Below are 22202 nucleotides of genomic sequence, written 5' to 3'. Positions count from 1 at the left end.
GCAGCATGAGAAAAATTTATTTTTGGTATGCCGAGAATATCTGGATTTTGATATCATAGTTGCCATTATCGACTTAAGATTTAGGTAATTTATATTTTGAATGCAGTCCAAAATATGAATAATCACCATCTAAAAGGGCAACTTGCTGATCAAGCCAGCCTATTAGATCTGACCCTTGGACATAATCACTTAAATTCCGGCCAATGAATTCATTTAGCGAGTCTGCTACACCGTTTTTGGTAGGTAATCCCCAATAGTTACCTCCACTTATGTTCCTGACTCTGTTAACTGCTGTGCTTGTCACTTTATAGTTTTTATCGACGTCTTTTTGCGATGGTACTGTGACAAATGAGTATGTGAAACTTGCAAATGATTCTATTGACCGTCCCTTCGATCCGACACTGACATTCCTACCAAATCCTTTCGCCGAGTAAACCATATCCCAAAGCATTGGAATCTGTGCATTATCATTCCAATTGGTCTTGGTTTGGATAATACCAATTGATATATCTTTCATAGCAAACGCCGTTGACAAAACACGGTCGAAATATTGTGAAAATAGCTCCCTTTCGTTCTTTTCTGGCCAATCCAATACATTTGGAAAAGCAATATAGATTAAGTCGGCTTCGGTATTGGACTTAAAGTTATTATATTTGACGGCTATTGCATCAGTTACAAAACGGGGTAAAAGATCCTTTTTACTTTTTATGACAACAACATTACTGCCTATTAAACAAAGGTTTAAATACCAACATACTAAACTTTCCCATGCCGCTCCTCCCGCAGAAACGCTTGAATTAGTATTTTCACCTACTCGAGTATTCCCTTGTGATGAAGTGCCAAAAATTTCCCTCAGGTGATCACCCAAATTAAAAATAATTTCACCGGAGAGCCTGTCATTAGTAATCTTCGATATTGACTCAGACCAATGTGGAAATGAATTCCGTGCACTGTTAGTAGACATTGCAGACTCAACTGCTGCTTTACGATAAGACTCAATCACTTAATTCCCTTAATCTATGATATATCCAACAAACAGTGATACTAATATGACTTATCTTAAAATACAATTTTCCTAAAAAATTCAAGATGTTATGATTACAAAATATAACACAAACAACTGTACATATAAACAGTCTTGTTTTAATATTGCGAATGGAAATTTATATAATCGCTAGTTACTTGCAAACTAGTGACCTGGACTTTTAGTAATACGTAATTTATAATCCGCACTTTAGAAATGAGTTAGCAAAATATGAACCACATCGAGTTATTTGCCGGTTGCGGCGGTCTATCCCTAGGATTAGAATCCGAGGGTTTTGACTTATTACTGGCAAACGAATTGTCTCCTATGGCAGGCGAGACTTTTGCCTATAACCACCTTGGGTTAAATATTGAAGAGAATGGGATTAGAGATAATGACCCTGTTTATTGGATCAGTAGCGAGCATAGCCGTGATAAATCAGAGGCTCGCCTAAAGGAGAATCCCTATGTTGCAGCTGGCCTAAAGAATAGAGAATCCGATTTAGCAGGACTTGAAAGTAATCTAGAAAAATTACGTGGAAGTTTACTTATTGGCAGCATTATAGATCTCAATACATTACTGAAAAAACCTAAATTCAAAAAAGCTTTAAGAGAAGGTTTAGGTGATGGTGAGGTCGACCTTGTTTCTGGAGGCCCACCTTGCCAGAGCTTTAGCATGGCTGGTATGCGACAGCACTCAAACCAGAGAAACTCTCTCCCTTGGGCTTTTGCCGAATTTGTACGGCAAGTTAAACCTAAAATGGCGTTACTTGAAAATGTAACTGGGATTCTTCGAGCATTCAATATTGATGGCGAGAAATACTACGCCTGGTACGAAATAGCAAAAGCCTTTGCCTTAGAAGGGTATGTGCCATTATGCCTGCATGTAAACGCAAAGTATGCTGGAGCGGCACAGAATCGCCCACGTTTTATTATGCTGGCGTTCCGAAAAAATGTATTTTCCCAAATACTTAAAAATAATACTGATAACGCACTAAGCGAAGCTCTAGAAAACTCTCACCAATTTTTTAAATTGGTAAATACAGAAGGTGGCGAACTCGAATATGGCCACCTTAAGTATCATGATGTAGAAAATGGCTCAGCACTCTATAACTCCACATTATTTGAATCTATTGTAGCTCTGAGATCGGCTACTAATAAACTGATAACCGCAAAAGATGCCATTGACGATTTAAATAAAGAAGTAGGTAAGCCCAGCAGCTATGTCAACACCATCAACGGTCAGGCCTACAAATCAACTGAAGCTAAAGCGAACAGACATAAAGAATGGAAAAAACTATTAACAACAAATGGTAAACCATCAAATCAAGAACATCGTGGTAATAATAATCGAGTTCGCGCTCGCTTCAGGCTCTATCAAATTCTCAATAAATTGGAATCTAACATCGTTAGAAGGGAGGTTAAGTCATTTCTTAAAACTGGCGACGATAGTCTGATCAGTAATGAATCTTTAGTTATATTAGCAAATCAAGACTGGCTACTAACTGAATCTGGTGAACGGGTTGAACACCCTAAGCCAAAAGCTTTACTCAAACTGTTAACGACATTGCAAACTAAGAAACAAACTCAGAAAGCCTTAGTTGCAGATAAACCTGCACCTGCCGCATTATCGATACCTGATGACGCTTGTCATTATGATGATGAATCCCAGAGAACTTTAACGGTCAGGGAAATGGCAAGGTTTCAATCATTTCCAGATTGGTTTGTTTTTCGCTCTAAGGTTACAACTGGCGGACACATGCGAAGGTACCAAGTGCCGCAATATACACAAGTTGGAAATGCCGTTCCCCCTTTACTGGGAAAAGCGTTGGGGAAAGTATGCAGCCAGTTATTAAAACTATCTGACAAGTAATTAACAAGACAGTCACCATAGTTCGAAGAACTAAAAGTAATGACAGAGCCACTAAATCAAAGATCGGCAAAGTATGAATTATCAGGACAGCCATCATAGTGATCGTTTATAAAGAATGGTTCCGGCTTAAAAGCATACCGGAATTACGGGCTAAAAAGACTACCGGAATGACGGAGTGTGGTGGTGTTGGAATTCGGTAGAAATGCACTAACAGGACAAGCATGATAATTCTTAGCTGGCCATGATGATTTCTCTTCCAAAAAAAAGCTGTTCTAACTCTTTAGTTCAAATCTTTGGTGGCGTCGCCACTGCCTTTCCCCAGTGCACTAACAGGACAGGCATGATAATTCTGAGCTGTTTGATTCTTTAATCCCTATCTCTGGTGGCTTTGGCCACTGCTTTTGTCTTTTGCTCTACCCTCGCATCTATGTTCGCCGATTATCTGGTGAATTTCGTAGGGCAATTTACAGGACGTAAATTGAGTCACAGAAATCGATAGGGTCAGTGACGTTGATTTCTCTAATAGTTCCTTTTTAGATCGCGCCATTATCTCGGACAGGGCACTTGATGTACTGATTAAATAGAAAATCAACAGGACAGCCACGATAACAATTCTGAAAACGAAAATATAGGTTCAGTGACCCATTAAACGTTAAACGCCGATTGTTTCATGGCTTGCTCTGCTCGGCTGATCCCTAGCCGCTTAGCAACGGTTTGCCATTGCTTCACCGCTATTAATACTTCATCGTAAATTTGCGTGGCTTGGGTTTGAGAAAGTCGGAAGAAGTCTTTTACGTCAAAGGCTAACTGGTAGTCTAAAGCGTTGTCTGCATCCGTAATATTCAGATGCAGGCCATGCTTACCCACTATCGGGTTTAAATCATAAGCTGGTGATAACTTCCAACCATTCTTTGCTAATAAAAAGCCATGGTTACGCAGGTGATCATCCGTGTTGGATACCGCAATATTAAACACGATACGACGCCATAACTGCGCTAAATCAGCTTCAGTTTGTGCACCAAAATTGGAAATAAATTCAGCAATCTCTAAGTAGCTGGCACCTTGAGATTGTTCACCATCATACTTTTCGTTTACAAAATAGCGAAGTTGTGTCATGGCCGATGAAAAATGCAGCCGTTGATCGCCGTCGCGGTCAAATCGTTTTGTTAAAAAGGTATGATGCCCAGAGGAAAACTGCCTAATCTCACTTGGAAACATGTCAACACCTGCCGCCAAAGCCAATTCATAACAGACCATCTCCCACGCCCCGACATCAAAGGTATCGTTTAAATTGGGAAACTTAGCAATCCACAAGTGGCCTTGTTCATCTGTCACAGAAGCCTTGGGCCTTGTACCACCTAGTGATGAGCCTGGAGAAATTAGTATCTTTAACCAGCGATAATACTCGTCACTGTCGATGTTATCGCCTTTTTCAATCTGCATTGCAGCGTGCTCTAACTCTCGCAGCGACGCCATTGGCGGCGCTGCAAATTCGGCATTATTGTCTAAAAAAGGAGAATCTAAGAAAGCCCCCGAGCCTGCTCGCTTAAATCGAATACCACCCATCCGGTAAGAGTCATGTACGCCCAGCAGGTAATCCAACTCGTTTAATCGACTTGTTGCTCGTATGCCTTTGCGAGCTTCAATGGCTGCACGTCGTTGCATTAGAATACGTCCCCATCTATCAGGCGATGAATCAAGAAATGCACGGAAGTTTTTATCGGCTTCATCGTTGTAGAGTTCACCGGAGTGAAGCGTCAGGATTGGATCAATTTGCAAGCGATAGGCTGAGGTTAAAAACGCTTTATCGTAGGCAAAACTAAACACGCCACCTCGACTTGAGTCGCTGTAAGTAAGCTGCCCTATTAGCAAAGGCGCTGCAATTGGTTTCCAGTCGGCATAGACTTCGACGATTTCACGGCTCATCTTGAACCTTCCAGCAATTTTATATTTTGCAGCTTGATACCAACTTCATCATGGGCGGCCATTTCTGAAAAATTACTCTCCATGCCAAGGACGGCCATAACCTTTAAGTAAGTACCTATGGCAACGCCCGGATCACCTGCGAAGACTTTGTTCACGGTTTTATGATCAAAGCCAGTGCGCTCACACAGCAGCTTTTTTGTAAAACCTCGTCGTTTCATCGCCAACAGCAAGTCCTCACCGAAATGAGTCAGGATTTTGCGCTGCTTTGGAAACAATACATTGTGTAAATCACGCTTAGCCATACCACCAACCAAAGGGACTATATTCCCATTATTTGAACATTAATAGGAATATAGTCCAACTCTGAAATTCAATCAACATTAATAGGCGAAATAAGGGACTATATTCCCATTTTACTGAATATAATTGGATTAATATCCTACTTTTAAACTATCGGGGTCAGAACAAAGTTAAATCAATAAACAGAGCTTCCATAATAGTTCGCTTTGGTAGGCTAAAGATAATTCTCAGTGCACTAACAGGACTGTCATCGTAGCACCAGTCAAAAAAACGTCATGTACGATGGCGCGAAGTGTGCTTTACGCTTCTGTAATGATGTTTAAAAATATAATTTGGCTGTGCTCCTTGCAGAATTAATCGCGTCATCAAATTCAAACTCCAAATCAGAATAGATTTCCTCTTCATCTTTGCATACCGTCCAAATGTAGCCTCCTTGCCATTTATCAGGGTTTGGTTCGACAAATATTTCAAATCCCATAAATTCTTCTTCATAGGTTGAATTCATCGTAAATGAGTTGCCAGTTGTATCCATTTTTAAATGCCTGTTTTAAGTCGATACAAACAGTATTAATTAGTTTGAAACACCGAGCCACGGACTATAAGTCACATGAATAAATAAAGGGGAGGGGGGAATTAACAGGACAGGCATGATAATTAGTTGTTTATAAAAGAAATGGTTCCGGCTAAAAAGCATATCGGAATGACGTGTTGAGAAATACGACAGGAATAAGTATTTGCATTGTTGATGAAGCTAAAACTAAAGTGACACGAATTAGCGTTAATTCAGGCTGATATAAAAAAGAACAGGTAATAGCCTACATTAGCTACTACCTGTTTTATTAATTACTGTATAGAGAGCAGTAACAGGACAGGCATGATAATTAGTTGCTTATAAAAGAATGGTTCCGGCTAAAAAGCGCACCGGAATGACGGGCTAAAAAGCGCACCGGAATGGCGTGTTGAGAAATATGACGGGAATAAGTATTTGTATTGTTGATGAAGCTAAAACTAAAGTGACACGAATTAGCGTTAATTCAGGCTGATATAAAAAAGAGCAGGTAATAGCCTGCATTGGCTACTACCTGTTTTATTAATTACTGTATAGAAAATTCATCAAATAATTGGACTTCAGAATTTAGATCAGATGGGTCAAATACATAACTTTGTACTGTTCCAGTACCCGTATCTAGTATAGAGAACACTGATAAGGTATTACTGGTCACGAAAGGTAGGTTTGGATAATCGTCATTTTCTAGGCTCATAGGGCTGAAAACGGTAGGAAAGCTCATAACGCGGTCTTGCGGATCTCCATTTGGTGGATAATCGATAATTGACCAGCGAGGTTTTTCTGAATTGACGTCAGCCCAAAAATCAGCATAACTAGAACGTACATCTCTGGTATACACACCGCTGCTGTCTACATAGTATGCACCATAAGAATTCCCTACGTTTGAACTCTCTAAATAATGAAGGCTCTCAACTTGCGCACGATTCCATAAGTGAGAATGCCCTATGTGAACTAAATTTACGTCATTTTGCAATAATAGTGGTTCAATGTCGTTTAACCATACATCTTGATCTAGTGGGTATTGGTAAAGTACTTCGCTAACGTTGGCAAGCATAGGTTCAATCGTATTGGCCCAAGCTTCAGCTGTTAAAGGGAAGGTAAATTCGGTAATTGTTTCAATACCTTGAGTGTCGGTTTCTACGAGCTGCATAACCGGTTGAGATAATACTGGTACCGTATTGTCACCTAAACCGAATACACCTTGGTGAGCCATGACTACTTTATATTTTGCGTTTTTAAAGGCATCTGTTTCCATTACTGATTCTAACCAAGCATATTGTTCTGAATCTTTGTCAAAACGTTCAAATAAAAACTCACCAAATCCCCATTGAGAAGGATCTTCTAAGGTGCTTAACCCTTCTACGAATTTAGATTTGCTTGCACCAGAAACACTCCACGAGCGCCATATTCTTGATACATTCATAGATATGATAAATACGTCACCAAATTCAGTTGCGTAGTATTCCTCACCACCTGGACCATCTTCAGGGAAAGAGAAAATGTCTAAGAAACTGGTTTGATTATGTGATTGATCAGCAATCCATTGAGCTTTAATGTCTGAGTCATCAGTTGGGTTAACATCAGCTTTAACTTGCTCGTAAGCTGCTTCTGCATACCATGGGGGCTGCGGATCATTAAAGCTACCATTGAGAGAGTACCCATCATCAGTTGGGTTATAACGCCCCATAACTTCATGGTTACCTATGGTGCCAAATAGTGGCGAATGTTGCAGAATTTCACCACCATTGTATGGGAAGCCAGGTAGGTATTTTTGATAGTGGCCTTGTAACGCAGGAAAAAAACCAGGTGCGTTATCTTTAGCTTGGTCAAACCATTCTGAGGCGCGGTCTGGTACGTTTACAAAATCTCCAGCGAATAAAACAGCATCAGGTGTGCCAACTGTTTCAACCACTTTTTGGTAGTTAGCCACAACGTTCTTTTTTGACTGCAAATCAGAGGTTAATAATATTTTCAACGGCGCATTTTTCGCTGGCGCTGGGGCTAAAGTAAATGTATTACTTGTGAATTCGAACCCGTCTTCATCTTTACTTGATACTGAATAGTCTAGTCGTACACCTTGGGTTAATCCTTCAGCTGTCGCTTCATGACGATAAACCTCACGATAACTTACCGCGTCATAGGTTTTACTAAATTGCTGTGAAGAAGCATCTTCCATCATTCGGCTTAACTGTGTGGTGGTTACATCAGTAGTTGAAGTGTCTCCAAAGGTTAAACTATGTTCTGTACCTTCAAAATTAGTGAACCACACAACATTAATTGAGCTATCGGTTGGGACTTGTAAAAATGGGTCTGTTAATAATGCATGTTCGGCATTAACCTCTACCGGCACTTCAACTTCGACGATTTTATCGTCGTCACAGCCAAAAAGCATCGTTGCCAAACAAATAACCCCAAAGGATCGGGAATTAATAAATCTAGTTTTCATTGTGTTTTTTCCATCAAATATGCGTTAAATTTTTTAATGTGGCCAAAGTAAACCGATTCCTTTTGGTACTAAACTCACTCCGAGCAAACCAATTCTTAACATCGTTAACCTCTTTTGAAACGCAACGAATATTGCTTTCAGATTGAACATTTTAAGAATAGATAACGATGTTAGAAGAACGGTAGCAGAGAGAAGATACAGCTGTGTTACATATTAAAAGTGTTATAAAAAATTCATAAAGCCATAGTTTTCTAATAGATTGGCGACACCTATAAACATATGAAATTACGGCTAAAAAGCACACCAATGAATTAACAGGACAGGCATGATATTTGTTAGTTACCAACATTGCTTATCTATTGAGTGATTTTTCATCTATTGATTTTTACTGTAAACTTCTAAAATAGAAGTATTACTTTTAAGGTATTTCCTATGAGTGCACTAATACAACCTATTGATATATTTATTGATGAATAAGTCAAAACGGGTAAAGTTTCATCTGTTATAGAAGCGGAAGAAATGATCTTGTCTGCTGTATCTGAACGAGCTTTAGAGAGAAAATTAGCTCGTGCTCAAGAGCAAGTTAAAAATGGGCAATTTTATGAAGCAAATGATGTTTTCATAAATAATCTTTTATTCGATGCAAGAAGCCGTATAACACCAGCTAGTTAATGAGAAATTACCAACTCATTTTTTCTCCTGAATCGAGAGAAGACTTAATCAATATTAAAAATTACATTTTTGAAGATAGCCTAAATTTTGCCATTGCCGATCAATTTGTAATTGATCTTTACTAAAAACTTATTAATGCGATTGGTATAAGATAACAGATCGTAATATTTTATAGTGGAACTACTAATGAAGTACAAACAATGCTATTTAGCTAAAATTATTATTTTTACACTAACACTTGCGTGTATGTGTTTTGGTACCTTTGCTCAAGTACCTAATCCAACGAGATTTGAAAAGTCTATTCAGAAGTTTGAAAAGCAAGACGCCGTCACTATGCCCGCCAAAGGTGCCATTGTAATAACAGGTAGTTCAAGTATTGCCAAGTGGAGCAAAAAAGCTCATACAGCTTTAGCCCCTTTAACTGTTATACCTCGTGGTTTTGGCGGCAGCAATATGAATGACTTACTATATTATATCGACCGTGTAGCGATTAAATATCAACCTAGAGCCATTTTAATTTATGAAGGAGATAACGACACATCTTTAACGCCGCCTATCCCTAAAACTCAAATATTAAGTCAACTTAAACAAATCATCAGTCAAGTTCACAGTACCTTACCTGATACTCGTTTTTACCTTCTATCGATAAAACCAAGTATTGGCAATAAATCTGTCTGGCCTTTAGCTCAGGAGGTGAACAAGGAGTTCAAAGCCTTTGCAGATGAAGAACCTTTAGTTTATTACATTGATATTGCTAGCCCGCTACTTAATCTCAACGGCACAATACGAGACGATATTTTCATACATGATATGCAGCATTTAAACGACAAAGGTTATCAGATTTGGGGGCAAACTATCAAAGCCGCTTTGATGCCCATAGAAGCACAATACGAATAAAGCCAACCCTAATAAATGCTCACTCAGCGATAATTTATAGGCATATAATTAATACGCTAAAATGAGCGCTTTGTATTAATAACTAGTTATTAATACAAAGCCAGTTCAGTTAGGAATTATCAGGACAGCCATCATAGTGTTCGGCCAGAATACAGACGCTGTGTGGTAGGTTGCGATAGCATATTTTTTCGAGTAAACAATAAACAGTTAGATATTATGGCTATTATTGGAGGTCAAGACACTGACATTTAGCTTTAGAAAAAACTAAGCTAGTACAACTAAACCTTTGTCGACAAAGCCGTTTCAATTATTTTTTGGCATACTGCCACTTTTACTTAACCTGCATTTCATCAATCGTTTTTTGCAGAGCTTTTCCTACATCATCTGCCATAAACTGATACTTCTTATTCAATACATGATAAAGAGCAGAGTCGAATAATTTAACAAACTGATAATCAGCCGTATTAAGACGCCACAGGTCTTTTTCGCTGGTGGGGTAAATTGCGTACTTAAAGCGTTTTAAACTAATAAATTCTGGAATGATAGATATATTATTCACTGGATAAAATTGTGCCTTTAACTTCCCTTTATAACCTTTCTCTAAGCCTTTTTGTGTAGCTGATGTCGACACTAATGTGACAGTTTCATCTGCTAATACCTCTATATTACAGGGGATTTGGGGTTGACATAGTAAAGTGAAAATTCCCAATACTATGGGCGGCTCAACAGTGATTAAGTTGTTATAGCCTCCTAACACGATACGCATATATCCCACGTCACCATCTATTTTATTGTTTTCTACTAAACGCAAATTACGATTAGAGGGCTGGGGGATAAAATGTGTGTGTATGCCAAGTTTTTGGTAGCTAGATTTAATTAAAGGGATCAGATAATTAATCATAGTAGGGTGTTCTACATATGAAAATATCATATCTGTGGGCCGTTCTTGCTTTTGCGCCATAGCCGTACAAGCCACAAAAAAAAGTAAAAAATATAAAGCGCTAAATTGACGCATGAATGAACCTCAAAGGTGAAATAAGCCAAATAGTAGTTATAGCAACAACAGTTTACTTACTGGGCTATAGGTTTATACCAAGGAAGCAAACTGTGAAAGGCTACTTTAGTCTATAGCCACATTAGACTAAACAACTTTCAGGTGTATTTCATGCAAGTTAACTAACCTGAGTTCTGGATAAAAAGAGCGTTATCGAGAGGTTCGGCTTATCCAGTATTCAGGTTAACTAGAGTATTAACATCACTTGAAATCAACCTATTTTGTATGCAAAGCCTTATAAAGCGGGCAAGCCTTAACATCGACATCGACATCAGCGCCACTGCGGTACTTTGCTAGAATTCGTTCCGATTGACGGGCTATTTTTCGCCTTAATTCGCGTCTTGCGCCCTTAACACGGGGGACAGGTGTTGAATCATAAGTACTGGTTTTATGGCGCATCCAGGCCATGACTGCCAAGGCCGCCTTATCTTCTAAGGTGACTGATGAGCTACGGGCTACTGTACCGCTACCAACAGGCACCGCGTGTTCTTTTACCAACTTTGATAACTGCTCAACCAAAAGCTGATATCTGGGGTCGAAGTTGAGAAATTGCATGATCGCTTGTTGGAAGTCTTCGCCAAAGACCGTTTCTTTTGCTTGGCGGATAACTTTGGCCTGGGCTAATTTCTTTTGATGTTTGGGATCGGCTCGTTGCGCTTTGACCAGTGTTATTGCTTGTTCAATTTGTTCTTTTGCAGCCCAAACCCCGTGCGAAAAAGCCTTGCGGCCTTTTTTTTCCTGAACTGTCCAAGTCGGCCCTAGGGATTTTAATTTGCGTGTCACCGAGGCATCTCCGGCAGGTAAATTTTGCCAACCAGAGGGTACTGAATAAACCTTGCCTGTTTTATCTTTAAGGCGATTATCGGAATCAGTGATTAAAAAGCTGCGTGTTTCTGTAGGCATTTATTACTTCCATTTATTTCTTGGATTCAATTCTTCTATTCAGTTCTCGATTCAATAGTCTCATTGATTAATTGCCACCAAAATAGCAACATCAGGCTCTTGTTTCAGAGATTTAAATATGACTGTTCTTTACTGAGTAACCGGTGAAATACTGTGTTGCGAATTGTACTGGGTATTTCATTACCAGCTTTCAGCTTCAAAGCGAGCAACTCTTGCTTCTGCCTCGGTGCAATGGGTAAGTAATACCAATTTTGATAACGTAATACTTGGGGTTTGCGTGATCAATCGAATCAACTTTGCTTCTAATGTTTCTAATTTATCAGCATGTCCCAATAAAGCAGTTTCAATCTTCTTGATAAGGTAATGAAACTCACCATTACCTTGTTTATTTAACTTATGTGAAATCATTTGATGTGCTTTTAGCTGTATGGCGTAAGTTTGAACCTTTATCGCATCACCCGTTACACTCCAGTTTCTTGAACGACGTACTCGTTTTAATTCGCATTCATACTGCAATGCTATTGCTTTTGCTTGTTTAGCGGTCTCGCTGCCAATTCGGTGAATGAGAGAAGGCAGCACAATGATAATATCTTCATTCATGACTGTGAGTGCGCAAGTTTAATAAGGCTTTATGACTACCTATTAAATCATTAAGTCGGATATTTCCCTACTTATTTGTTCTTTTTACCACTGCCACACGGATAAGGTTCATTTCGACCTAGTTTCATATTGGGTTACCCATATATTTAAATTAACTCAGCAATACTGCGTTTTCTTGTCTTCGTTGAACCAGTGTTTTCTGTATCGCTAATATGGTTGTTTTGCTGATATTTTGTTGCTGAGCTAGTCGAGTAAATTGGTTAATTGCCTCAACCACTTCTTTGATGCACTTTTGCGCATCACTCCAAGTTGCAAATCCTGCACTGGCAGCCAGCTTTTGCATCACTTTAAGCGGTGGCGTTTTTCCGTAACCACCATAGGCAGTAGCATGTTGATTAAATGGGTGAGGGCTAAAGGTTACATCATAGAAAGGTGCCAGTTGCCAGTTACCGTTATCCTCTTGTAAAAAGCCCCAGTTTTTACTGTGGTCATCTTGATTAGCGGCAAATAGATTAAACATAGCGCGACGAAATTGAAGTTGCCCAGCAGCAGGTGACTTACATAATTGGCGACTGGCTTTAATGAGGTCGCTATAATCTAAACTGGGGCTACGAAAATCGGCATCTAATAGCCCGCAAGCACTGTGCATATGTAAGCGTCCAGCGCTTCCATTTAAACGTCCAGCGCTTCCATGTAAACGTCCAGCACCTGGTAAGTTTGGCTCCTTAGATTTAGATGGGAGTTTTTGTACATTAGGTAAGTAATCAAAACGCTTTAGTGCCAGCCACGCTTTTGCACCGCTGCTTGAGGGGGCTTCGATTAACTGCCAAATAGGCGGCTGACATTTTGCCTGCTCGGCCATTTGTAAATAAACGGCTTCGCACAAGCCTTCTTCATGACCTAATGCTAAGTTCTCTGAGGTAAACTTAATTAACCAAGCTTCATCTCCTTGCTCAGCATAAATGCGGCAATGCTGAGCATCTCCATTGGGCATATAGATTTGTGCTTTTGGCCGAGCTCCTCCAGAACTTCCTGCGGCAACCAAAGTTGCCAGTACCTGTTGAGTGTTGCCGTCTAAGTCATCTGCTTGGTTATAGTCAAGCACAGATTGATCAAATAAAGTTTGCGCTTCTAGCCCTAGTGTTGCTAAGTCAATATCAGAGTTATTATCAAGACAGAAATCCGATGTTGGGGTGAAAGTTAATGCTCCCATCCCTTGGAGCCCGATGAACGCTAACCTATCCATAGCCGTCACTTGTGCAGGTAGAATTCCTTGCTGACGGAACACGCGATCTTGCAATAGCAAGCCCCAACCATCGGGAAGGCTATCGCCAAAAACGCCGTGAATACCTTGATGTGGTTGTTTGGGGGCAGGCTGTAGTCGTGCATCGGTTTGCAAAGTAAAAGGCGACAAATTGCCAAACTTAGCAATATAGTCTTCATTGTACTGGAAGAAAACTCCCTGACTGTTTTGCGCTAACACACCTACCGAGACAACTTCTCCCGTTGCGAGAGTACGCTGTACATCTAGCCGCTGAATTGATTTAAAGCTCATCTTTGAGCACCTCTTCTATACTGGTTGGTATAGTTAAACGAGTAGAACTTGCTTGGGTCAATTGATAGAGCCGATCAAGTGAATCTAATGATTGCCACAATAGCAGCAGCTGGCGAAATGAAATTTGTCCTGTGAGCTCAAACTTTTTAAGTGTAGAAGCAGGCACACAGCTGCGCTCGGCAAGGGCCTGTCGTGATAACTTGGCTTTTTTACGTAAATCACGCAAATGGATAGCAAAAGCTTGACTAACATCGGTATCGTCTAAAAGTGAAAAACTCATATACGCCACAAAAAAGATATAATAGTGTCCATTATAGCCTTTAATTGTTTGTTATGGATACAATAGTGTTTATTTTTTGTTGATGGAAGGCGTAATTAAAGCCTGAAAATCTATGAGCCACAAAGAACACAGAGGCTGCGCTACACAGAGAAAGTAACAGCAGATTTTAGGGGATAGGAGGTAGGACATAGTTTAAAAATTGGGATTAGGTATAAGATTATCAGCCAACCTCAAGGCCAGTAATTCCTGTAAGTAGTTAGCAGGAATGACTGGAATGACGTCCGGAGAAAGATATTTATTAGGGGCTGTCATCATAGCGACGATTGTTTTTTACTTCCCGGTTCAATGTCAAAGTGCACTACTTTTTTATATTCATTTTAAGTTTATAAAATCACGATGAGCAACTAAGATGCGACAAGCCGCCTACCTCAAAAAATTCAGCTGGTTTCAAGCGATAGTATTTGTCTTCAATTAATTTCGATTGCTCTGCATAGGGTTGAGTCATCACAGCTTGCAGTTCTTGTATTAGCGTATAATCTCCCGAACTTGCTTGTTGATAAGCTGGCACCACAAACCACTCGCGCAAAATGTATTTTGGGTTAACTAGCTTCATTTGTTTAGAAATTTCGTCACTCGAACGGGGTGAAGTGGCATTGGTGTTACTGGCGCTAAACAGCAGTGTTTTCCAGTTTTCTAGCCACTGTGTCCAGCGTTTGTCCAGCTCAGCGCTTTTTGTATCATTGTCTGTAGCATTGGTAGTGTTTTTGGAGGCGTTATTAGGCACGTTTTCGTAGAAGCTTTTCTTTAACGGGCTAATATCGTTGGGTATTGAAGACAGCTCTCGGAAGAAAATAGTGTAATCCACAGGCGTGTGTTGCATCAGTGTGTGTAATTCGCTGAGCATTGCGTTGAAAGCGGCTTGATCTGAGTCGGTATTGTTGTGACCAGTAGCAGTCAACGCGCTAAGACCTAGCTTGGCGGCCCACATGGTTTTCATTTGCGCTTGCATGACCTGCGAAAATTCATCTTCAACCTGTTCGAGGGCGAGCAAATAGTCGGGCTTCTCTGCCAGTAAAGGCCGTAAGGCTGAACAAAACATCTCGAAGTTTTTTTGTGCTGCATTGGGTTGGTTGATGAACGAGAAGTGATGGCCACCGCCAGTCCAGGGTTGATAATAGGGTTGAAACATATCGCAAAAACCGAAAGGACCATAATCAAGGGTAAAGCCCCCAACTGCGCAGTTATCGCTGTTGAAGTTACCTTGGCAAAAACCGACACGGATCCAATTCGCTACCAGTGATGCCAGTCGGCTTTGAAATTTGCGGGCCAGTAACACTATTTTTTCAGGGGTAGACAATTGGCTGTCGATAACGCCTGGGTACTCACGTTCAATTACATGTAGCACGATTTTTTCGAGCTCTTGCATGGCTGTGGGGTGTTGGTTGAAGCGAACACGACGTGCAAAAAGTTCAAGTTGGCCAACCCGCAAGAACGACGGCGCAACACGTGTTGATATGGCTGTCGATTCATAAATATATCTATCGGGATCTTGCGATAGCGAACCCGGCGAATACCACGGACGCTGCACTGTATCGGTTTTTGAAACGTACAAACTTAATGATCGTGATGTGGGTACGCCTAGGGCGTACATATGTTCTTGGGCCAAGAACTCGCGAATGCTTGAGCGCAACACTGCGCGACCGTCTGCACCGCGGCAATATGGCGTTTGACCGCCTCCTTTGAGCTGCATTTCCCAGCGTTGACCGTTAATCACTGCTTCAAGTACAGAAATTGCGCGACCGTCACCATAGCCGTTGCCTGTTCGAAACGGGCACTGCTGGATGTATTCGGTACCATAAATTGACAGTGCATACCCCGTTGCCCAACCCGTCTTGCGCATTGGTGCTGGCACTCTTGATGTGTCGCCTGAGAACATACGCATGAAGTCATCTGACTGGGCCATAGTGTCGGCGAAGCCAAGTTCACTGAACAAGGTTTTGCTGTGGGCTACATACTCTGGATCATTTATAGGCGTGGGGTTAACTGGCACGTAATGGCCCGAGAAAACTTGTCGAGGCGCATGGTCAACGCCGTTTTGGGTGGCATCAGGATCACAGTTGAGTGTGTCCATTAGGGAATAGTTGGCCAAGGCTGCTAGCTCGTTAAGTGTTGATATAGATGCTGCGTTTTTTTGAGGTTGTTTGTTTGTCATGCTTATATGTACCAAAGGGTGTCCAGATAAATCTTTATACTGGTTATCTTACCTTATTAAGTCAGACTAAGCAGAGTGAATCAGACTTAGCAGAATGAAGCTGAGCGAAGCAGATAAAGATGAAAGCGATGTAGGTCGTGGCTTTAGCCCGTCAATGTTGAAAGTTAGACGCCATAAATGGACGAACTACAAAAGAAGAAAAGAATTTGAACCATAGCGGGCACAGAGAAAAAGACGAAAAGCAGCGTGGGGCAGAATGAAGTTGAGCGAAGCAGATAAAGGTGAAAGCGATGTAGGTCGTGGCTTTAGCCCGTCAATGTTGAACAATAGACGCCATAAATGGACGACCTACAAAAGAAGAAAGGATTTGTCACAGCGGGCACAGAGAAAAAGACGAAAAGCAGCGTGAAGCAGAATGAAGCTGAGCGAATCAGATAAAGGTGAAAGCGATGTAGGTCGTGGCTTTAGCCCGTCAATGTTGAAAAATAGACGCCATAAATGGACGACCTACAGAAGAAGAAAAGAATTTGAACCACAGAGGGCACAGAGAAAAGAGCAAAAGCAGCGTGAAGCAGAATGAAGCTGAGCGAATCAGATAAAGGTGAAAGCGATGTAGGTCGTGGCTTTAGCCCGTCAATGTTGAACAATAGACGCCATAAATGGACGACCTACAAAAGAAGAAAGGATTTGTCACAGCGGGCACAGAGAAAAAGACGAAAAGCAGCGTGAAGCAGAATGAATCAGACTTAGCAGAATGAAGCTGAGCGAATCAGGTAAAGATGAAAGCGATGTAGGTCGTGGCTTTAGCCCGTCAATGTTGCACAATAGACGCCATAAATGGACGACCTACAAAAGAAGAATGGATTTGTCACAGCGGGCACAGAGAAAAGGCTAAAAGCAGTTTTAAACTGCTTTATCTTGTTTGTCTTTTAAGTCATTCACAAGGTAAGCCAAAAACTGGCGAATAGTATTTAAACTTATTTCAGCGCCAATCATGTGTTCTTCTAGATGTTCAAGTTCATTTGCTTGTTGCATAAATTCGCGTCTTTCTAGTTCTACCGTTAGTTGTTTTAATGTGGCTTCTGTGTCTTCAATTAAAGCGCGCAAACGTTCGGTGCTGAGTACATTGATATTCGTCATACATTTAACTCCTTACTGAAATTGATTAGAAACAAGTATGCATAAGGCTGGCACTATAAAAAACACACATAGAATGTAGGCTAGCGCTATCATTTTATTTTCTGAGGCTTTGCGTCCCATCCATTGGGCACAATTTACTGGAATATAACGGAAAAAGGGCACGCCATAGATTAATACTACACCTAAAATATTGTATGTTAGGTGAATAAAGGCAATTTGGAGGGCTGCTTCACTATTGCCCGTTACCGCAGTGGCGGCGAGTACAGCTGTGACACAAGTACCTATATTAGCGCCAAGTGTGAATGGATATATTTGTTTTAAACTAAATGCTCCAGACCCAGCAAGCGGTACCATAAGTGAGGTGGTAGTAGAGGATGATTGCACTAACACAGTGACCATAGTGCCTGAAAATATCCCCGAAAGCGGACTGCGGCCAATGGCTGAATGCATAATTTCTTTAGCCTTACCCACCATCAGTTTCTTTAATAGTTTGCCCATTATAGTGATAGAGACAAAAATTAGTACAATGCCGAATATTATTAAGATAATACCACCAGTCTGATCGCCAAATGATTGCAATGCATATTTTACATTGTTGACTACAGGGGACGTGGCTGCCTTAACAAAATTAAAGCCATCAATTGACACTTGATTACCGCCATAAACTAACTGAGCTAGCATAGAGCCTAACTTTTCGAGTAATCCAAATGCAATTTCTAGTGGTAAAAATATCAACACAGAAAATAAATTAAAAAAGTCGTGAACAGTGGCTGCAGAGAATGCTCTAGCAAATTCTTGTTTAGCTTTAACATGACCTAAAGACACTATGGTATTAGTGATAGAGGTACCAATATTGGCACCCATTACCATAGGAACAGCTACAGAAACCGGTAATCCACCAGCTACTAATCCGACTATAATAGCGGTTACCGTTGACGATGATTGAATCAGTGCCGTGGCGACTGTACCTATGACTAAGCCAGCGAAAGGGTTACTGGCAAATTCAAATAACTCTTTAGCATGCCCTCCTGTGGCCATTTTAAAACCGCCACCAATTATGCTGACCGCACATATAAGTAAGTAAACCAAAACAGCAACAGTTAACCACTGTGAAATATTATTCGAGGTGCGAACTGAATTACCCGCTGTAATTGTGCTCGTTAATTCACTCATTTGTATCTTCCAATTTTATTTATCAGGCGGATAATACGAATGAAATGCGTCAGGAGGATGACAGTTTGATGATAAGACAATGAATAATCTGAGTTATCGCTAAAAGTACACTCAGCGAGAATTTAAAAGCACATCATCAAGACGATAAAAAGAGCGGTTCAATGCAGAGTATGTGATTGCCGCCGTAATGTTACGAAGCATAAACAAAAAGCAGAATGCAACTTGATTTAATGAGTGTTAAATATAGCTGCAAACTGCCGTTTTTAGGGGGACTTACGATTTTTGTTGAATATTATTCATTTACTGTAGAAGCTTATAATTCACCATTTTTTGCCATTTCGACAAATTTAGAGTTAAAACGTAATTTAATATTGCTTGTGTCACCTAATACTTTACCGTCGGTCAGTTCAATACCTACTATATCTGGTGTGGATGCATCAGCGCCAAATAAACCTTTATCGAATGAAAACTTACGAATTTTATCCATAGTGTTATATAAGGTTTTATTGGTAGTAAATGCCAATGCCGCTGCTGGGGTGTAAAACATTTCAGTTAGTTTTAATTGTGCGTCATAGCCAGCTAAATCTGTTCCTGAATTTTGCGCCATAGATGTGCGTGCAGCTTTGGCGGCATCGGTATTTGCTGACATTAACTGCATTGTTTCAAACCATGCTCCTACTAGTGCCTTAGCAAAGTCTGGATTAGCTTTTAATACCTCGGTATTGACCGCCATCATATCGATAATTTCACCTGGAATTTCTGCTGAGGTAAAAACGGCTGTGGCATCTGGATATTGATCTAGGATCATACTTAATTGTGGGTTCCAAACTGCAGCAGCGGTCACATCTGGCGTGGCATAAGAAGACACAATATCAGCATCTGAAGTGTTCACCACTCTTATGTCTCGTTCTGACATGCCATAGGTATCTAAACCTCGCGCTAATAAGTAGTGTGACACGGATAGTTCAACTAAATTAACGTGCTGCCCTTTAATATCAGTAAAGGTTTTACCTTCTTTTAATAGGACCGCGTCATTACCATTTGAGTAATCACCTAGAATAAGTCCGGTAGTGTCTACTCCACTTACACTTGGTATGGTTAAAGCGTCCATGTTGGTCATGCCACAGGCATCAAATTCTCCAGCTGTGTACTGAATAATTGATTCAATGTAGTCATTCAATTTTACGACTTCTATTTTAATGTCATATTTTTTAGCCCATTTATCGATGATGCCATTATCAGTGGCATAACCCCAAGGCATCCAACCTGAGTAAATCGACCAAGCGACCTTAAAAGAATCTTTTTTCTGGCTTGCACTTACTGTGCTACTTAAACTGAATACTGATACTAAAATAATCACTATTTTACAAAATTGTGCTTGGTAATTTTTCATATTTATTTCTCGTTTATATTTTTAATATGGCTTTTGCTAACAATTAAAATATGGGTTTTGAGTAGCGGGTAAGGGTTTTCTCTTCGCGCTGGTACCATGTTTTAGCTTCGGGAGTGAATGAAGTTACTTGCTCGTATCCCACGTTTTGCTCGATCGTATCGACCTCAAATATGCGTTCACAAAGTTCACCCTGAAAGGTTAATGTTTGACGAATTAATTGTGCTTCTGAACTACTAATATCAACAAACTCAAACCCGTCGAGTGGGCATATGTATTCGCCTACACGTTCTGGTTTGGTTGACATTGATATGCGATAACCTTGGCTAATTGAACCTTGGGCAACAGAGGTTTCAAAATTAAATAAAGCGGCTAATTTGTCAGGCTGTCCGTGAGCTTCTACAACTTGAGCTCTTAATGAATTATATGCTTGTGTGGCTGTTACGGTTTGTGAACGGCCTAAAACAAGCCCTGCATAATCACCACAGAATATTAATCCACCGCCACTATGTCGTACTTCGCCTGTTTCAATTACTCGCTCTTCTAGTAAACGTAAGCCAACTAAATGACCTGGGCTAGAAGGTTGTAATCGCCAGTCTTCCACGTAAGCCCCACTTGGTGATAATTCAATCATACAATTACCAATACGTTTCAGCACTCCTGGCTCTACCCAACGATTGTGAAGTTGCAATGAAGTGTCTGTGTTTCGCCAACTTAATATGTCATCTTTCCAGTCGCATAATGCTTCCCATCCTTCATAATCAGCCATTACGAGTAACTCATCTTTTGTGTAATCTTGCCAAGCTTTAGCGGTGACTTGTTGGGTGGCAATAGGTAAGCGTAAATCGAGGGTGAAATTCCGACTTTGTAACCAACACACATTGGTTTCTAAATCGGTTCGTCCATCAGCAAAACTAATGGCATAACGTTTAAAGTACCCAAGCATCCAGTCGGGCACACCTTGGGTTGCAGGTTTAATCTCAGTGGCTAATAATTCTTGTAAATGCATTATGTATTGCTCTCCTTTGCCTTATAGCCAAATGACGATAAACTTTTTGATCCTTCTGGCAGTTGGATCTCACCTGCGGCAAGTTGTTTTTTTAGATATGCAAAAGATTGAATGGTTTGTGCATAAAGGTGGTCACCACAAGCCAGAGGGCTATAACTATTTGGCTTATCAGGATCGATTAGCTCAGGTAGGGGGGAGATAACAGTGTCGTAATCACAAGCACAAAATAGCGGGAATGAATAACGCTCTTCTGCTACTTTTCTTACGCGATGAGCGGTGGCTACAAAGTTACCATTACTTAGTATTTCTAACATATCGCCAATATTAATGACAAAGGCACCGTCAACTAAAGGCACATCAATCCAATCACCGGCTCCATTTAATACTTCAAGGCCTGGGGCGGTGGGCAATAAAATGGTAAAACACTCATAATCTGTATGTGCCCCTATACCAGGCCTATTTTCGGGGCTGATTTCATTGTATGGGTAATGAATTAAACGTAATTGACTTGGCGGCGATGTCACAATTGATTCAAAGGTGTCTTCGGCTAAACCTAGTGCCAAAGCGAATCCTTTAAATAATCGATGACTAAGAGCAATAGCTTCATCATAGTAAGCTTTTATATCTTCTTTAAAGCCTGCTAATTCCGACCATTGATTTGGTCCTAACATAGGTCGGCGGCCTGTTTCTGCTAAAAAATCACAATTCACATCATAGGCTTCTTTGTTATCAACCATAGTTGATTCTGCGTCAGGTTGTTCTTCACCTTCGGGCACGTAACCACTATGGTTAATAGAGTTGCCGATATAATCGGTCATCTTTGTGTCTAAAGGCTGTAAAAAATATTCACGGGTTTTATCTTTTAGTCGGTTAATTATATCTGCTGAAATGCCATGTCCAGTAATATATAAAAAGCCCACCTCACTTGCCGCTTTGCCTAGCTGTTCAGCTACTTTTTTACGTTCTGAAAGATCGGCTGATGATAATAAACTGATATCCACAATGGGAAGTTGTTGGAATGCAGTATGTTTATCTTTTGAGGGATGTGGCGTCATAACAATCTCCTGATATAAAATCAAAATGTTATCTGGCCGTCCAGAGAAGTTAGTAGGTTATGCCTACCCCGAGTCGTCCCGGGTTTTAATCTATTTTAATCACACAGTCACAGAATTCTGTGACTG

Annotated in this window: 20 protein-coding genes; 4 read left to right on the top strand and 16 right to left on the bottom strand. The window is 40.5% G+C overall.

Going from position 1 to position 22202, the window contains the following annotated elements:
• Positions 1-73 precede the first annotated feature (73 nt).
• Positions 74-1003, bottom strand: coding sequence for a hypothetical protein (locus tag GQR87_RS15680; RefSeq protein WP_158970935.1), 930 nt, complete (start codon positions 1001-1003; stop codon positions 74-76).
• Between the two features lie 252 nt (positions 1004-1255).
• Here GQR87_RS15680 and GQR87_RS15675 point away from each other — a divergent pair, with 252 nt between their 5' ends.
• Positions 1256-2896, top strand: coding sequence for a DNA cytosine methyltransferase (locus GQR87_RS15675; protein ID WP_158970933.1), 1641 nt, complete (start codon positions 1256-1258; stop codon positions 2894-2896).
• A 645-nt stretch (positions 2897-3541) separates the two neighbouring features.
• On the opposite strand, the gene GQR87_RS15670 is transcribed toward GQR87_RS15675, so the two are convergent.
• The 4 genes from GQR87_RS15670 to GQR87_RS15655 form a co-directional block, all read right to left on the bottom strand.
• Entirely contained in the window at positions 3542-4822 is a 1281-nt protein-coding gene (locus tag GQR87_RS15670; protein WP_158970931.1) for a type II toxin-antitoxin system HipA family toxin, read from the bottom strand.
• On the bottom strand, positions 4819-5124 hold the full coding sequence (locus GQR87_RS15665; protein WP_158970929.1) for a helix-turn-helix domain-containing protein: 306 nt from the start codon (positions 5122-5124) through the stop codon (positions 4819-4821). Before GQR87_RS15665 ends, GQR87_RS15670 begins: the two co-directional genes overlap by 4 nt.
• A gap of 317 nt (positions 5125-5441) precedes the next feature.
• The gene (locus tag GQR87_RS15660; protein ID WP_233267282.1) at positions 5442-5627 is read right to left on the bottom strand and encodes a hypothetical protein; all 186 of its coding nucleotides are present in this window, start codon (positions 5625-5627) and stop codon (positions 5442-5444) included.
• Between the two features lie 589 nt (positions 5628-6216).
• Positions 6217-8136 (bottom strand): metallophosphoesterase, encoded by a 1920-nt coding sequence (locus tag GQR87_RS15655; protein WP_158970925.1) that lies wholly within the window; start codon positions 8134-8136, stop codon positions 6217-6219.
• Positions 8137-8661: 525 nt separating this feature from the next.
• On the opposite strand from GQR87_RS15655, the gene GQR87_RS22200 reads away from it, so the two are divergent.
• Both GQR87_RS22200 and GQR87_RS15650 read left to right on the top strand, forming a co-directional pair.
• Positions 8662-8808 (top strand): hypothetical protein, encoded by a 147-nt coding sequence (locus GQR87_RS22200; RefSeq protein WP_199271773.1) that lies wholly within the window; start codon positions 8662-8664, stop codon positions 8806-8808.
• 186 nt (positions 8809-8994) lie between these two features.
• Entirely contained in the window at positions 8995-9705 is a 711-nt protein-coding gene (locus GQR87_RS15650; protein ID WP_158970923.1) for a GDSL-type esterase/lipase family protein, read from the top strand.
• A 331-nt stretch (positions 9706-10036) separates the two neighbouring features.
• On the opposite strand, the gene GQR87_RS15645 is transcribed toward GQR87_RS15650, so the two are convergent.
• The 6 genes from GQR87_RS15645 to GQR87_RS15620 form a co-directional block, all read right to left on the bottom strand.
• On the bottom strand, positions 10037-10720 hold the full coding sequence (locus GQR87_RS15645) for a hypothetical protein (protein WP_158970921.1): 684 nt from the start codon (positions 10718-10720) through the stop codon (positions 10037-10039).
• Positions 10721-10975: 255 nt separating this feature from the next.
• The gene (locus GQR87_RS15640; protein ID WP_158970920.1) at positions 10976-11662 is read right to left on the bottom strand and encodes a DUF2293 domain-containing protein; all 687 of its coding nucleotides are present in this window, start codon (positions 11660-11662) and stop codon (positions 10976-10978) included.
• A gap of 180 nt (positions 11663-11842) precedes the next feature.
• A complete protein-coding gene (locus tag GQR87_RS15635; RefSeq protein WP_158970917.1) occupies positions 11843-12262 on the bottom strand; it encodes a ribosome recycling factor family protein in 420 nt (139 codons plus the stop codon).
• Between the two features lie 151 nt (positions 12263-12413).
• Entirely contained in the window at positions 12414-13817 is a 1404-nt protein-coding gene (locus tag GQR87_RS15630) for a type II toxin-antitoxin system HipA family toxin (RefSeq protein ID WP_158970915.1), read from the bottom strand.
• The gene (locus tag GQR87_RS15625) at positions 13807-14097 is read right to left on the bottom strand and encodes a helix-turn-helix transcriptional regulator (protein ID WP_158970913.1); all 291 of its coding nucleotides are present in this window, start codon (positions 14095-14097) and stop codon (positions 13807-13809) included. Before GQR87_RS15625 ends, GQR87_RS15630 begins: the two co-directional genes overlap by 11 nt.
• Positions 14098-14488: 391 nt before the next feature.
• Positions 14489-16309: a YdiU family protein gene (locus GQR87_RS15620; protein ID WP_158973043.1), complete on the bottom strand. Its 1821-nt coding sequence runs from the start codon at positions 16307-16309 to the stop codon at positions 14489-14491.
• Positions 16310-16724: 415 nt separating this feature from the next.
• Here GQR87_RS15620 and GQR87_RS15615 point away from each other — a divergent pair, with 415 nt between their 5' ends.
• A complete protein-coding gene (locus GQR87_RS15615; protein WP_158970911.1) occupies positions 16725-16889 on the top strand; it encodes a hypothetical protein in 165 nt (54 codons plus the stop codon).
• A gap of 323 nt (positions 16890-17212) precedes the next feature.
• Here GQR87_RS15615 and GQR87_RS15610 read toward each other — a convergent pair whose 3' ends face one another.
• The 5 genes from GQR87_RS15610 to GQR87_RS15590 form a co-directional block, all read right to left on the bottom strand.
• Positions 17213-17449 (bottom strand): hypothetical protein, encoded by a 237-nt coding sequence (locus GQR87_RS15610; RefSeq protein WP_158970909.1) that lies wholly within the window; start codon positions 17447-17449, stop codon positions 17213-17215.
• A 12-nt stretch (positions 17450-17461) separates the two neighbouring features.
• Entirely contained in the window at positions 17462-18622 is a 1161-nt protein-coding gene (locus GQR87_RS15605; RefSeq protein ID WP_158970907.1) for a Na/Pi symporter, read from the bottom strand.
• 313 nt (positions 18623-18935) lie between these two features.
• Positions 18936-20015, bottom strand: a complete 1080-nt coding sequence (locus GQR87_RS15600; RefSeq protein ID WP_158970905.1) for a putative urea ABC transporter substrate-binding protein — start codon at positions 20013-20015, stop codon at positions 18936-18938.
• A 43-nt stretch (positions 20016-20058) separates the two neighbouring features.
• Positions 20059-21021 (bottom strand): hypothetical protein, encoded by a 963-nt coding sequence (locus GQR87_RS15595; protein WP_158970903.1) that lies wholly within the window; start codon positions 21019-21021, stop codon positions 20059-20061.
• Positions 21021-22076, bottom strand: a complete 1056-nt coding sequence (locus GQR87_RS15590) for an isopenicillin N synthase family oxygenase (protein ID WP_158970901.1) — start codon at positions 22074-22076, stop codon at positions 21021-21023. Before GQR87_RS15590 ends, GQR87_RS15595 begins: the two co-directional genes overlap by 1 nt.
• Positions 22077-22202: the final 126 nt, after the last annotated feature.

The sequence above is a fragment of the Paraglaciecola sp. L3A3 genome, from assembly GCF_009796765.1.
Lineage (GTDB): Bacteria > Pseudomonadota > Gammaproteobacteria > Enterobacterales > Alteromonadaceae > Paraglaciecola.
Note: the sequence above shows the minus strand (reverse complement) of the source record. Positions and strands in the feature narration are given on the sequence as shown.

Bases quoted from the DNA above. Each gene is read 5' to 3' on its own strand.
- GQR87_RS15675 (WP_158970933.1), top strand. From the start codon at position 1,256: ATGAACCACATCGAGTTATTTGCCGGTTGCGGCGGTCTATCCCTAGGA.
- GQR87_RS15670 (WP_158970931.1), bottom strand. From the start codon at position 4,822: ATGAGCCGTGAAATCGTCGAAGTCTATGCCGACTGGAAACCAATTGCA.
- GQR87_RS15665 (WP_158970929.1), bottom strand. From the start codon at position 5,124: ATGGCTAAGCGTGATTTACACAATGTATTGTTTCCAAAGCAGCGCAAA.
- GQR87_RS15660 (WP_233267282.1), bottom strand. From the start codon at position 5,627: ATGAATTCAACCTATGAAGAAGAATTTATGGGATTTGAAATATTTGTC.
- GQR87_RS15655 (WP_158970925.1), bottom strand. From the start codon at position 8,136: ATGAAAACTAGATTTATTAATTCCCGATCCTTTGGGGTTATTTGTTTG.
- GQR87_RS15650 (WP_158970923.1), top strand. From the start codon at position 8,995: ATGAAGTACAAACAATGCTATTTAGCTAAAATTATTATTTTTACACTA.
- GQR87_RS15645 (WP_158970921.1), bottom strand. From the start codon at position 10,720: ATGCGTCAATTTAGCGCTTTATATTTTTTACTTTTTTTTGTGGCTTGT.
- GQR87_RS15640 (WP_158970920.1), bottom strand. From the start codon at position 11,662: ATGCCTACAGAAACACGCAGCTTTTTAATCACTGATTCCGATAATCGC.
- GQR87_RS15635 (WP_158970917.1), bottom strand. From the start codon at position 12,262: ATGAATGAAGATATTATCATTGTGCTGCCTTCTCTCATTCACCGAATT.
- GQR87_RS15630 (WP_158970915.1), bottom strand. From the start codon at position 13,817: ATGAGCTTTAAATCAATTCAGCGGCTAGATGTACAGCGTACTCTCGCA.
- GQR87_RS15625 (WP_158970913.1), bottom strand. From the start codon at position 14,097: ATGAGTTTTTCACTTTTAGACGATACCGATGTTAGTCAAGCTTTTGCT.
- GQR87_RS15620 (WP_158973043.1), bottom strand. From the start codon at position 16,309: ATGACAAACAAACAACCTCAAAAAAACGCAGCATCTATATCAACACTT.
- GQR87_RS15615 (WP_158970911.1), top strand. From the start codon at position 16,725: ATGAAGCTGAGCGAATCAGATAAAGGTGAAAGCGATGTAGGTCGTGGC.
- GQR87_RS15610 (WP_158970909.1), bottom strand. From the start codon at position 17,449: ATGACGAATATCAATGTACTCAGCACCGAACGTTTGCGCGCTTTAATT.
- GQR87_RS15605 (WP_158970907.1), bottom strand. From the start codon at position 18,622: ATGAGTGAATTAACGAGCACAATTACAGCGGGTAATTCAGTTCGCACC.
- GQR87_RS15600 (WP_158970905.1), bottom strand. From the start codon at position 20,015: ATGAAAAATTACCAAGCACAATTTTGTAAAATAGTGATTATTTTAGTA.
- GQR87_RS15595 (WP_158970903.1), bottom strand. From the start codon at position 21,021: ATGCATTTACAAGAATTATTAGCCACTGAGATTAAACCTGCAACCCAA.
- GQR87_RS15590 (WP_158970901.1), bottom strand. From the start codon at position 22,076: ATGACGCCACATCCCTCAAAAGATAAACATACTGCATTCCAACAACTT.